The 11,761-nt window shown below is 43.3% G+C and carries 14 protein-coding genes; 13 read left to right on the forward strand and 1 reads right to left on the reverse strand.

Features of this window, described 5'->3' with window-relative positions; all coding sequences use genetic code 11:
• Positions 1 to 118: 118 nt before the first annotated feature.
• Positions 119 to 544: an excinuclease ABC subunit A gene (locus C3007_RS06375; protein WP_103853655.1), complete on the reverse strand. Its 426-nt coding sequence runs from the start codon at positions 542 to 544 to the stop codon at positions 119 to 121.
• Positions 545 to 692: 148 nt separating this feature from the next.
• On the opposite strand from C3007_RS06375, the gene C3007_RS06380 reads away from it, so the two are divergent.
• Genes C3007_RS06380 through C3007_RS06440 form a run of 13 tightly spaced genes read left to right on the forward strand, consistent with a single transcriptional unit; the run spans position 693 to position 11,752 of the window.
• Positions 693 to 1,106 carry a putative periplasmic lipoprotein gene (locus C3007_RS06380; RefSeq protein WP_103853656.1) on the forward strand — a complete coding sequence of 138 codons (414 nt, stop codon included), beginning with the start codon at positions 693 to 695 and terminating at the stop codon, positions 1,104 to 1,106.
• 6 nt (positions 1,107 to 1,112) lie between these two features.
• Positions 1,113 to 1,865 (forward strand): beta-ketoacyl synthase chain length factor, encoded by a 753-nt coding sequence (locus C3007_RS06385; RefSeq protein ID WP_103853657.1) that lies wholly within the window; start codon positions 1,113 to 1,115, stop codon positions 1,863 to 1,865.
• Positions 1,850 to 2,611, forward strand: a complete 762-nt coding sequence (locus tag C3007_RS06390) for a lysophospholipid acyltransferase family protein (protein ID WP_103853658.1) — start codon at positions 1,850 to 1,852, stop codon at positions 2,609 to 2,611. The genes C3007_RS06385 and C3007_RS06390 overlap by 16 nt, the downstream gene beginning before the upstream one ends.
• Positions 2,612 to 2,616: 5 nt before the next feature.
• Positions 2,617 to 2,874: a phosphopantetheine-binding protein gene (locus C3007_RS06395; RefSeq protein ID WP_103853659.1), complete on the forward strand. Its 258-nt coding sequence runs from the start codon at positions 2,617 to 2,619 to the stop codon at positions 2,872 to 2,874.
• Between the two features lie 8 nt (positions 2,875 to 2,882).
• Entirely contained in the window at positions 2,883 to 3,161 is a 279-nt protein-coding gene (locus C3007_RS06400) for an acyl carrier protein (RefSeq protein WP_103853725.1), read from the forward strand.
• Positions 3,154 to 4,815, forward strand: coding sequence for an ApeI family dehydratase (locus C3007_RS06405; protein WP_103853660.1), 1,662 nt, complete (start codon positions 3,154 to 3,156; stop codon positions 4,813 to 4,815). Before C3007_RS06400 ends, C3007_RS06405 begins: the two co-directional genes overlap by 8 nt.
• 4 nt (positions 4,816 to 4,819) lie before the next feature.
• Positions 4,820 to 5,383, forward strand: coding sequence for a COG4648 family protein (locus tag C3007_RS06410; RefSeq protein ID WP_103853661.1), 564 nt, complete (start codon positions 4,820 to 4,822; stop codon positions 5,381 to 5,383).
• Positions 5,373 to 6,698, forward strand: a complete 1,326-nt coding sequence (locus tag C3007_RS06415; RefSeq protein ID WP_103853662.1) for an AMP-binding protein — start codon at positions 5,373 to 5,375, stop codon at positions 6,696 to 6,698. Before C3007_RS06410 ends, C3007_RS06415 begins: the two co-directional genes overlap by 11 nt.
• Positions 6,691 to 7,431, forward strand: a complete 741-nt coding sequence (locus tag C3007_RS06420) for a glycosyltransferase family 2 protein (RefSeq protein WP_103853663.1) — start codon at positions 6,691 to 6,693, stop codon at positions 7,429 to 7,431. Before C3007_RS06415 ends, C3007_RS06420 begins: the two co-directional genes overlap by 8 nt.
• Positions 7,428 to 8,360, forward strand: coding sequence for an LpxL/LpxP family acyltransferase (locus C3007_RS06425; RefSeq protein WP_103853664.1), 933 nt, complete (start codon positions 7,428 to 7,430; stop codon positions 8,358 to 8,360). Before C3007_RS06420 ends, C3007_RS06425 begins: the two co-directional genes overlap by 4 nt.
• Positions 8,357 to 8,803, forward strand: a complete 447-nt coding sequence (locus tag C3007_RS06430) for an acyl-CoA thioesterase (RefSeq protein ID WP_103853665.1) — start codon at positions 8,357 to 8,359, stop codon at positions 8,801 to 8,803. Before C3007_RS06425 ends, C3007_RS06430 begins: the two co-directional genes overlap by 4 nt.
• An 18-nt stretch (positions 8,804 to 8,821) precedes the next feature.
• Complete coding sequence (locus tag C3007_RS06435) at positions 8,822 to 9,406, forward strand: LolA family protein (protein WP_103853666.1); 585 nt, start codon at positions 8,822 to 8,824, stop codon at positions 9,404 to 9,406.
• 15 nt (positions 9,407 to 9,421) lie between these two features.
• Complete coding sequence (locus C3007_RS06440) at positions 9,422 to 11,752, forward strand: MMPL family transporter (protein ID WP_115261432.1); 2,331 nt, start codon at positions 9,422 to 9,424, stop codon at positions 11,750 to 11,752.
• The last annotated feature ends 9 nt before the right edge of the window (positions 11,753 to 11,761 follow it).

Here is an 11,761-nt window from a genome sequence, read left to right on the forward strand (position 1 = left end):
TGTGTGCCAATAAAATTCGGCGCGAAATTATAAATTTGATAATCTGATTGTCAAGCCAGCTAAAATGTTAAGTGCGGTGTAAAATTTCCAAATTTTCGACCGCACTTAAAGAAATGAATTAGCGAACAATATCGCCTTTTAAGGCAACGCCACTCATTAAATTACCAGCGTGGCATTCGTATTGTGTTGTGCTGCGATAAGGATTTTTCTTATAGAAGCTAATAAGGTTGCCCACTTTGGTTGCACCTTGTTTTTTTGCGGTATCTTGGAATTGTTTCACTACAGTTAGGAACGCCCATTGACAAGATTTTTCATCGCTCTTATTTGCCGCATTGGTTTTACGATTACTCACTAACCCCGCTTTGACAACTTTACCCGGCGCAGGTTTGCCGAAATAAAGTTTAATTTTTGGATCTAACACTTCTTTTGCTTCAGGGGAATTTAATGCTTCCTGAATGGAGTAATAATGGGTGGTATCTCTAGGGGCGCAAGCTGCGAGTAAAAGGGCTGTTAAAGCAATAGCAAGTTTTCCTGAATGTTTCATAGTTTTTCCTTTTTTGTGAGCATTAATAAAATGCGTGAGATTAGGTGATTATTCTATCGTAAACGGTTGCTTTTCCGCTTGGTAATTTAACGTAAATTAAGGTAAACTTCCACAATATTTTTTATTAATAACTAATTAGGTTTTGATAATGAAAAAATTATTTTCCATTTGTTTATGTGCCGCGACTTTAGCGGGCTGCGCCGCTGGTATTAGTGATTCACAACCTGTGCAATTAAGCAGTCTTAAACAGCCATTATGTGTTACCACTGATTTACGAAAAGCCCCTGAGGATTTTGCTGATGCGATTTTAGCGAGCCTAAAAAAACGTGGCATTAAGGCGAATTTTGTTAAATCGCGTGAATTAGCAGGCTGTACATCAATTTTGAAAGCAGGTGTTCGCGGTAATCGCACCATTATTGCCCGTGCGCGTTTAACTGTTGTGCAAGATAAGCAAGTGCTTGGCTCTATCACATACAAAAGACGTGGCGATGAAGCAGAGCGTGTAAAAGAAGTGGGCTTGCAAGGCCAAACAGATTTAATGATTAACGAATTATTTCAATAATAATCAATGAACACCGAAATTTGTCAGTTTAATTTTTCCTTGCGTGGATGGAAAGTGATTACTAACCGTGAACTTTCTCGCCAAGATTGGCAATTAGGCGAAGCTCATTGGGCGAAGAATAGCCATTTATGGCAGCCTTTTGCGCCTAAGTTAGCCTTTCTTCCCCCTTTAAAACGGCGACGTTTAAGTGAGCTGGCTCGCTTATTTTTTGAAGCCGCGTGGGATCTTATGGAAGAACAGCCTAATATCCCTGTGGTTTATGCTTCTGCCAATAGTGAAATCAATCGTAATTTTGCCCTTTGGCATAGCCTTTTAACAGAGGGTGATGTTTCGCCGACTTCATTCAATTTATCTGTGCATAATGCACTGGTGGGGCAATGGTCAGAAATGCGCCAAGTCAAAGCAGAAACCACGGCAATTATGGCGCAACAAGATAATTTGGAAGTGGCATTGCTCGAGGCTTATTTATTGTTGCAAGAAGGGCAAGAACGCGTGCTTGTGGTGGTAGCTGAATCCCCATTGGCAGAACAATATAATGCCGAACCTGTGGTGCGCCAGCCTTTTGGTTATGCGTTAGCCTTAGTAGTAGAAAAAGGCAACCAATATCAACTTAGCTTACATTGTGCTGAAGAACGTGGCAATCTTGCAGAAAAATGTAGCGATAATGCATTATTTTGGGTGCAGCAACAATATTTAGACCAATCTCAGTGGCAAACCCCAAGCTCGCGTGGAGATATTTGGTTATGGCAGAAAAATTAGATTGGCTACGTCGTTTTCTTGCCACTGCCATAGGGTTTGCTTTTTGGGGCGTGGTAGGAACATTATTGCAACTGGTGTTATACCCTTATGCACGTCGCCCACAAAACTTAGCTACGCAATTAAAAGTACGCCGCTTTGTTGGAAAAATTTGGCATTATTTTGTGCGTTTTACTGTTTGGAGTGGCGTGCTAGAAGTCAAATATCAAGGTTTTGAAAAATTAGGGCGAGCTGGGCAATTAGTTATCGCCAATCACCCCTCTTTGCTTGATGTGGTGCTGACCTTAGCGAAAACGCCAGAACTAAATTGCATTGTGAAACAAGATTTATTGCATAATCCGACAATGCGAAATCAAATTTTGGCTTGTGGATTTTTGCCGAACACAGAATCCCTTGAGCTGTTAGAACAATGCGATAACGTGCTGAAAGAACAGGCAATTTTGCTTTTCCCTGAGGGAACTAGAACAGGTTGGGACGGTGTGGTGAAACTTAACCGTGGTGCGGTATCTATTGGTTTGCGTAGCTCAAAAGTGATTACTCCTGTGGTGATCAAAATGCATCCGCTGAATTTCAAAAAAGGGCAACCTTGGTATCAATTACCTAAAAGCCGCATTACTTATGAGCTCTCTGTGGGAGAGGACATTGACCCACAAACTTGGCTTGCTGAAAAACCCTTACCGTTGGCAGCACGTCGCTTAACACAATATTTAAACGATTATTTTAATTCTCAAACTCAACAAAAAGGATAAATAAAATGGAATTAGAACAACAACTTAAAAATATCATTATCGAAAGTTTAGCATTGGAAGACATTAGCCCAGAAGATATTGAAAACGATACATTGCTGTTTAGCGATGAGGGCTTAGGGCTAGATTCTGTTGATGCGTTAGAACTCGGTTTAGCAGTACAAAAAGCCTTTAATTTACAATTAGATAGTGAACAGCACGCATTGCGCGATCACTTCACTAATGTCAATACTTTAGCCGCCTTTATTCGCTCACAACAAGGTTAATGACGATGATGACAGAACAACAAATCCAAGATTTGCTTTCTGAAGCCTTGGTATCTTTATTTGAAATTGATCCCAATAAAGTCACACCAGAAACGAATCTTTATGAAGATCTAGAAATTGATAGCATTGACGCCATTGATTTAATTGACTACATCAAACGCAACACAGGATACAAAGTGAAACCTGAAGATTTCCGCAATGTGCGTACGGTAAATGATGTGGTGCAAGCAGTGTTAAAAATGAGCCAAGAAGCCCAACAAGCCACAGACGACTCTCAGAATGCCTAATTACACGGAACATAGTCTTATCGCCACGCAGCCCGATTGGCGCTATAGCGATTTTGCTTACAAAGCCCTACAAATGGCGCAAGCGTTCAAACAGCAAAAGGTGAAATCCATTGCGGTTTGGTTGGAAGACGGCGCAAACCTTGCCTGCACCTTGCTTGCTGCTTGGGAGGCTGATGTACGCGTGCTTTTTCCACCCAATTTAACCCAAGAAAGCCGTGAATGGGTTGCGCAGCACGCTCAGTTCTGGTTGTGTGATAATGACGCTGAACTCTCACCTTATATGGCGTTTAAGGATTTTGGTGGCGATCAGCAGGTACAAAAACAAGAAAATTTTGCACCGCACTTTGATCGTAACGCACAAACAGAAATTTGGCTGAAAACGTCAGGTAGCACAGGGGAAGCAAAAACCATTGTGAAAACCGCTCAGCAAATGTGGCGAAGTGCACAAGTGTTGGCAGAGGCTCTGCCTTTCCCAGCGGATAATCAATGGCGTGCCATTAGCACGGTGAGCATTCAGCACGTTTATGGCTTAACCGTGCATATTATGATGTCGTTAGCGCTTGGCTGGCAAATTGGGCGTAAGCAATTGTTTTATCCTGAGTGTATCAAATCAGCGCTTAACCAATCAGAAAATGCCGTGTTGGTGAGTAGCCCTGCGATGTTATCAAGTATTGCTTGGGACACAATGGCAATGCCAAAAAGTCTGCGTGGTATTGTTTCTTCAGGTGGTGCATTGGCTGAAGATGTTTCAACTCAAATCCGTGCAGCAACTCACGCCCCTGTGGTAGAAATTTATGGCAGCACGGAAACAGGCCCAATTGCAATTCGTGATGATATTCATCTTTGGAAAAGATTGCCAAATAGCCAGCTTGGGCAAGATGAACAAGATGCCTTATGGATTGAAGCAGACTGGATTTCAGGACGCGAGCAAACCGCAGATGTAGTGGAATTTGAAGAGTCAGGCTTTCGTTTACTTGGACGTTGTGATCGCATTGTGAAAATTGGTGATAAGCGCACATCTTTAGTGAGCATTGAACGCCAGTTATTACAACATCCTTTTGTGGAAGATTGTTATATCGCACGCCACCCCGAGCAAAATCGTTTAGCGGCGTGGGTGGGATTAACGGAAGCAGGCATTAATGCTTTCCGTGAGCAAGGTCGCCGTGCATTAATTGCCGAACTGAAACAAGCTGTCGCTGCAAATCAAGATAAATCCGCCATTCCACGTTTTTGGCGTTTTACTGATAAATTGCCGCGCAATAGTCAATCGAAAATTAATAAATTAGCCTTTAATCAGGTTTGTTTGGAAAGCGTGCTTGATCCTATTTGGTCTAGGCCTGAGCGTGATGGCAATCAATATGTGATCAAAGGCAAAGTGCCGTTGGAATTGCGTTTCTTAAAAGATCATTTTGCTGAATTTCCCTTAGTGCCGGGTGTGATTGAGTTACAATGGATCAGCGAAAAAATGCAGGATTTTTTAGGTAGGGATCTTAATTTTTCGAGCATTGATCGTTTGAAGTTCCAGCATTTTTTACGTCCAAATGATGAATTTGAACTCACGCTTAGTTGGCAGCCTGAAAAGCGGCGAATCGCGTTCCAGCTTAAAGTTGCCGAAGAAACCTGCTGTAGCGGTGTGGCACTTTTAATGGAATAACATAATGAAAGCCTTAATTTCCGTTCTTATCACCTTATTCCTTGCAGTAAGTGCGGTGGCTTTTCCCATTGTTTTTTGGTGGCAAGGGGCAAATAGCCCCATCTTGTTTTATCTGCCGTGGATAATGGCGGCATTATGGGCGGTGAAAGGGCTACTACAAAAGCCCTCACCGCAGCGTTATTTCTCTTTTTGCCTAGCATTAATTTTAGTGGTAATCGCAGGCACACGCGCCTTAGTGGGAATGTTTTGGTATCCCGTGATTATCAATGGATTAATGTTCGCCTTATTTGCAAGTAGCCTATGGCAATCGCAAACTTTTGTAGAGCGTTTAGCCCGCTTGCAAGAACCGAATTTAACAGCAGAAGGTGTGCGTTACACCCGAACCGTAACCCAAGTATGGTGCGTTGTGTTTATTATCAATATCGTGATTACCAGCGCACTCATATTCGGGCAATATTATGATTATTGGGCATTATATTCTGGAGTGATTTCCTATGTGTTCATTGGTTTAGTGATGGGCATTGAATGGATCATTCGACAACAAGTAAAAAAACATCATGCAAATTAATTTTTCAGCAATGAAGGACATCACCTTAAATCCTTCTTGGTCAAAACAAGATTTTACCTTGCGTGCGTGGCAAATTAGTCAGCAATTACAGCAGCAACAGATACATAGCCTAGGTTTATGGCTTGATGATGCAGCACAAATGGCGTGTGTGTTGCTGGCGTGTTTTCAGGCAAAAGTGCGGGTGTTATTGCCGCCAAATTTATTAGCAGAAAACCAACAATGGCTAGCGCAAGAAAATGCGATGTTGATGGATAATGAATGTTTTGCTACCTTTGGTTTAGCACAACAAATTAATGCTGAGACTTTAGCCCAGCCTTTAATCGATCCCCATTGTCAAAGTGAAATTTGGCTTAAAACCTCAGGCAGCAGTGGCGAGCCAAAAATTTTAGTTAAAACCGCAGAAAAAATGTGGCGGGAGGCTCAAGCTATTGCGCAGAGTGTCGCATTTTCAGAGAATACACCGCTATATGTGGTATCAAGTGTATCTGCCCAACATCATTATGGTTTATCTTACCGCATTTTCTTACCGCTCTATTTAGGCTGGCCATTGGCACGCTTGCAATATCATTATCCCGAATATTTGATGAGCGAAAGTTTACACGCAGAAAATGTATTATGGGTAAGTAGCCCTGCCTTGCTGACTCACCTTAATTTAAAAGATCCCAAACTTGCTCGTTGTGGCATTCGTGCTGTTGTTTCCGCAGGCTCGCCCTTACCTTTGGATACGGCACAATGTATTCGTGATACCTTATCTTGCCGAATGATCGAATGTTACGGCAGCACTGAAACAGGGGCAATTGCGTTTCGTGAGCAAGAAACCTTATGGACGCCGACCATATTTACCACAGTAGGATTAACAGAAAATGGCACGCTTTGGGTGAAATCCCCTTGGCTTGATCAGTCAGAAATTATGGCAGACGCGGCGGAAATGCACGGCGAGCGTTTTTTACTGCTTGGGCGTGTGGATCGCATTGTCAAACTAGGCGATAAACGCATTTCGCTGGTCAATATAGAACAAGCCTTGCAGGAGCATTCTTGGGTGGTGGATTGCTTTATTGCGCAGCACCCTAATCAGGCTCGCCCTGCGGCTTGGGTAGCATTAAATGAAGAAGGGGTAAACTTATATCGCACACAAGGGCGTAATGCAGTCATTCATTCACTTCGCCAGCATCTTAGCCAAACTCAAGAAGCCGCAGCGTTGCCACGTTTTTGGCGTTTTACCGAGAAACTGCCACGCAACAGCCAATCAAAAATTTTAAAAGCGGATTTCGAGCAGGTTTTCCTCCGCCAGCAAGAGGAATTAACCAATGCATAATCAGCCAATAAATCAACAAGTGATTGCCCTTATTCCTCATTATAATCATTCCAACACTGTAGGCGCCGTAGCACATCAGCTACGCCAACTTAATTTACCTGTGCTGATTATTGATGATGGCTCAACAGCGGAGCACAAAGTGGCACTTCACGAACTTGCACAACAAGACGGTATTCAAGTTCATTTTTGTCCGCAGAATGGGGGCAAAGGCGCGGCAATGAAAGTGGGATTTAGGCTGGCGTGGGAACAGGGTTTTGCCTATGCTGTACAAGTCGATGCAGACGGACAACATCAACTTTCTGATGTGGCGATCTTTTTACAAAAAAGTGCGGAAAATCCCACCGCACTTATTTGTGGACGTCCTATTTATGGCGATGATGCGCCAAAATCCCGTTTATACGGTAGAAAGATTACCGATTTTTGGAATGCCATTCACACCCATTCACGGGATATTTTAGATGGAATGTGTGGTTTTCGGCTTTATCCTGTGGTGGCAATGATGGATTTGTTGAAACAGGAAAAAATTGGCGATCGAATGGACTTTGACATTGAAATTATTGTCAAAGCACATTGGTATCAAATTCCAATGGTATGGGTGGATACCCCCGTGCGTTATGATAAGAATGGCACATCACATTTCCGTGCTTTTGCGGATAACTGGAAAATCAGCAAAATGCACACCAAACTTTTTTGGCAAATGGTATGGCGAATGATACGAGGCAAACCGTTATGAGCCAACAAGAAAAACATTGGGCAAAGCAACAGGAGCGTGGTACAAGATTCTTTCTCAATCTCACTCGATTGATTGTGGCATATCTGCCTTTGTGGGCGATCCGCTTTGCGACCTTCGTGGTAGTGAGCTATTTTTTTGCCACTTCAAAGAAAGCGCGTCAATATATTGCTGAATATCAGCAACGTTTGTGTCAAACCTTTCCAGAAGTGAAATTACCAACTTGGGCGGTTTTTCGTCAATTTTTGACTTTTGGCGAAGCAATCACGGATCGCTTTGCGGTGTGGCAAAATAAAATTAACTATCACGATTTGCATATTGATGATGCGGATAATCTTTATCACGACATTGATCATCAAAGCCGTGGACAAATTTTATTATGCTCCCATTTTGGCAACATTGAAATTTGTCGTGCGTTAGTTGATAGCGGACATCACCCTAATTTTGTGCTGAACGTGTTAGTGCATAGCCACCACGCAGAGGCTTTTAATGAAGCTTTAGAAAAAGCGGGGGCAAAATCGCTTCCTGTCATTCAGGTAACAGATTTAGATGCACAAAAGATGTTTGAATTGCACCAACGTATAGAACGTGGCGAATGGATTGCCATTGCCGCAGATCGCATTCCTGTGCGTGGCGATAAAACACAAAAAGTCAATTTTCTTGGTAAGCCAGCGGATTTTCCGCAAGGCGCTTGGTTGCTTTCGGCATTGCTCAAAGCACCGCTTAATACGGTGTTTTGTGTGAAATCGCAAGGGCGTTATCAATTAAAATTGCGCCGTTTCAGCACTGCCATTTCAGGGCGAGGTGAAGTGCGCCAGCAACATATTCAACAGGCAATGCAGCAATATGCTGATGTATTGGCGCAAGCCTGCCGTGAGCAGCCATTACAATGGTTTAATTTTTACGATTTTTGGAACGATAACAAAGAATGAAAGCGAAAAAACACGTTTATTGCCAACATCAATCTGATTATGAAATTCCCTTTTTTGATGTGGATTCTGCGCATATTATGTGGCACGGGCATTATATTAAATATTTTGAAATGGCACGTTGTGCGTTGCTAGAAGACATTGGCTACACTTATGATGATATTCGTGCCGACGGTTATGGTTGGCCTATTGTGCAACTGAATGTGAAATATGTTCGCCCTGCACTTTTTCGTCAAAAAATCCGCGTAACCCTTTCCGTAGTGGAATATGATACCTGCCTGCGTATTGATTATGTGATTACTGATTTAGCAACGGGTAAAAAACTCACGGTCGCCAGCACCACACAAGTGGTGGTGGACGCCCAAACAGGCGAAATGCAATTAGAGGCAACGGAAAATTGGCGTAAAGCCTTTGAAGCCTACAAAGGCTTTCAACCGTTAGCCTAAGGTACAGGAAAAACAGAAATGAAAAAATATTTGGTGTTATTGTTATGGGTAATCAGCTTGCCCCTTTGGGCATTCTCTGAGCAAGATCTGATCAAGCAACTTCAACAAAGCCATAATGTGCAAGGGGATTTTGTGCAACAACGCTTTCTCAAAGCATTACCCCAACCGATTGAAAGCAGCGGGCAATTCGCCTTAGTGGCAGAAAAAGGATTACTGTGGAAAATGCAACAGCCGTTTAGCACGGAATTACGCATCACGCCACAAGGCATTGAGCAATGGAATGGGCAGCACTGGGTTTCCAACGGAAATATGGCGCAATCGCAACAAATTCGCTTGTTTTTAGGGTTGTTGTCGGGCGATTTGTCAGGGCTAAAAAGCCATTTTGACGTTGCATTAAGTGGCGATGCAAAACAATGGACATTACACCTTACGCCCAGTTCACTCTTAATGAAACAGATCTTTACGTCAATTATTGTGCAGGGAAATCAAAGTGTTACCGCAATGCAACTGAATGAAGTGCAAGGCGATAGCACCAAAATTCACTTTCAGCACATTCAGCTTAATCAACCCTTACCACCTGCGGTGAAGCAAGCACTAGAATAAAAAGTGAGAGCCAAAATGTCGCACTTGCCAATAAAAACAGCAAAATTTCCCACTGCACTTTTTTCTACATCGGTTCGCCTTGCTTATGTAATAAGCTTGGTGTTTTGTGTAGTTGTACTGGCGGTGTTTATTTGGCGTGGGAATTGGCTACAAACGGATTTACAAGCGCTGCTTCCTAAGGATCAACAATGGCAAGCGGTGCAGCAGCAAGTGGATAAACAACAGGAGCAACAACTTAACCGCAAAATTATTGCCCTTGTCGGCGCACCACAAGCTCACCAAGCATGGCAACTTTCGCAACAAATCGCACAGCGCTGGCGTGAAAGTGGATTGTTCAGCCAAGTGGCGAGCGAATTTCAACCCGATCTTAATCAGCTTCGTGAGGGCGTAAAAGCTCTTGCTTTCGCCACCTTGCCTGCGGATGTTCGCACACAATTAATTCAGCAGCCCCATCAATATTTTCAGCAATATGCCGAGCAAATTAGTAACCCTTTCGCGGCACAAAGTTTATTGCCCTTAGATCAAGATTGGCTTGGCTTCGGACGATTTACACTCGCGCAAGCACAGCCACAAAGCAATGTGCAATGGCAGGCAGAAAGTGGCGCATTGACAGTCAATGAGCAAGGAAAAACTTGGGTATTATTGCAAGGCGAATTACCCCCACAAAACTGGCTTACCCCACCTTTGGCATTGCAGCAACTGATTGCGCAAAATCAGCACCTTGTGCAAGAACAGGGGGCGGAAATGGCGATCACTGGAGCAAGTTTATTTGCGCTGCAAGCCAAACAAGGGGCGGAACGAGAAAGCCAATTAATGAGCGGTTTTGGCATTGGGCTGACTTTAATCTTATTGCTGGTGGTATTTCGATCGTTACGCGTGTTATGGCTATTTTTCCCCATTGCAGCTGGCGTGTTGGTCGGTTTAGTGGCAACCCTTGCTTGGTTTGGACAAGTGCATATTTTAACCCTTGTCATCGGTACGAGCTTAATCGGTATGCTAATTGATTTCCCATTACATTGGCTATCTGGCTCATTGCTTTCTCGCCGCTGGCAACCACAGACTGCAATGCAGAAATTACGCTTAACCTTTAGCGTGAGTTTATTAGTCACCTTGCTTGGCTATGGTTTGCTCGGTTTCACCACCTTGCCCGCGTTACAGCAAACCGCGCTATTTTCAGCGGCGGCACTATTAGCCGCGGTGTTATGCACACAACTTTTATTGCCTTATTTTTTCCGCCATTATCAAACTAAACGCCCAACAAATTTGCTATATGCCTTTTACAAAGTGCGGTGCTTTTTGCAAAAGTTTTTTGTTTATCGAAAAGCCTTGATCGCTATGCTCATTCTTTTTGTAGCAGGCGGAATTATGCAATCTAAGTGGCAAGATGATATTCGCCAATGGGTGGCATTGTCGCCCAACTTAGTCAGCCAAGCACAAAAAATTGGTGAATTAACTGGAATGCAGTTAAGCGGGCAATATTTTTTAGTGCGAGCAGAAAATGATGAAAAATTACTCGAAAAATTGACTGCACTTGATGTTCGATTAAAACAAGCCAAGCAACAGCAGCAGCTAGAAAGTTATCAATCTTTGAGCCAATGGTTAATGAGCGAAAAGCAGCAGCATAATTTTGCCCAACAATTACAGCGTTTATCTGAACAGGATTTCGCACCGCTTACCGCAATGGGCATTCCTGCTGGAATTGTGCAACAGCAACTTAACGCATTGATAACCCAACCTGCGGTATCCTTACAAGCTGCACTAAAAAATCCCTTAGGGCAAGGGTGGCAAAGTTTATATTTAGGGAAAATAAACGGACAATGCGCAGCGATTGTTCCTGTAAATGGTGGGGTTTACCAAGCCTTATCGCAACTTGCGAATGATCAAGATATTTTCTGGCAAGACAAGCGTAGCCACTTAAACGAATCTTTCCAACAAACTCGTAATCAAGCTGCGTGGCTGAAACTGCTTTCTTTCGCGTTGGCGGGATTGTTGTTATGGCGTTATTTCGGGGCGAAAACCAGTGGCAAAATGTTATTTGTGCCAGTTTGTGCGGTGCTTGCCACCTTGGGGATTTTCGGCTGGCTTGGCTTGCCAATCAGTTTGTTTGCGATGTTTGGAATGTTATTGGTCTCCGCCATTGCAGTGGATTATGTGGCGTATTTACAAAGTGTGTCGGCATTGACTGCGCATAAGCAATTCGCCATTTTACTCGCTGCCAGTACCACGTTGATTTCTTTCGGTTTGCTCACGTTAAGCAGCACGCCAGCGGTGGCGTTGTTTGGACTAAGCGTGAGTATCGGCGTGATCTGTGCAGTGGGGATTGCGTTTATAATGTATCGTAAATAATAACTAAAC

Source organism: Avibacterium gallinarum, assembly GCF_002921135.1.
Lineage (GTDB): Bacteria > Pseudomonadota > Gammaproteobacteria > Enterobacterales > Pasteurellaceae > Avibacterium > Avibacterium gallinarum.

Coding starts and splice junctions, on each gene's coding strand:
- C3007_RS06375 (WP_103853655.1), bottom strand. CDS start 544: ATGAAACATTCAGGAAAACTTGCTATTGCTTTAACAGCCCTTTTACTC.
- C3007_RS06380 (WP_103853656.1), top strand. CDS start 693: ATGAAAAAATTATTTTCCATTTGTTTATGTGCCGCGACTTTAGCGGGC.
- C3007_RS06385 (WP_103853657.1), top strand. CDS start 1,113: ATGAACACCGAAATTTGTCAGTTTAATTTTTCCTTGCGTGGATGGAAA.
- C3007_RS06390 (WP_103853658.1), top strand. CDS start 1,850: ATGGCAGAAAAATTAGATTGGCTACGTCGTTTTCTTGCCACTGCCATA.
- C3007_RS06395 (WP_103853659.1), top strand. CDS start 2,617: ATGGAATTAGAACAACAACTTAAAAATATCATTATCGAAAGTTTAGCA.
- C3007_RS06400 (WP_103853725.1), top strand. CDS start 2,883: ATGACAGAACAACAAATCCAAGATTTGCTTTCTGAAGCCTTGGTATCT.
- C3007_RS06405 (WP_103853660.1), top strand. CDS start 3,154: ATGCCTAATTACACGGAACATAGTCTTATCGCCACGCAGCCCGATTGG.
- C3007_RS06410 (WP_103853661.1), top strand. CDS start 4,820: ATGAAAGCCTTAATTTCCGTTCTTATCACCTTATTCCTTGCAGTAAGT.
- C3007_RS06415 (WP_103853662.1), top strand. CDS start 5,373: ATGCAAATTAATTTTTCAGCAATGAAGGACATCACCTTAAATCCTTCT.
- C3007_RS06420 (WP_103853663.1), top strand. CDS start 6,691: ATGCATAATCAGCCAATAAATCAACAAGTGATTGCCCTTATTCCTCAT.
- C3007_RS06425 (WP_103853664.1), top strand. CDS start 7,428: ATGAGCCAACAAGAAAAACATTGGGCAAAGCAACAGGAGCGTGGTACA.
- C3007_RS06430 (WP_103853665.1), top strand. CDS start 8,357: ATGAAAGCGAAAAAACACGTTTATTGCCAACATCAATCTGATTATGAA.
- C3007_RS06435 (WP_103853666.1), top strand. CDS start 8,822: ATGAAAAAATATTTGGTGTTATTGTTATGGGTAATCAGCTTGCCCCTT.
- C3007_RS06440 (WP_115261432.1), top strand. CDS start 9,422: ATGTCGCACTTGCCAATAAAAACAGCAAAATTTCCCACTGCACTTTTT.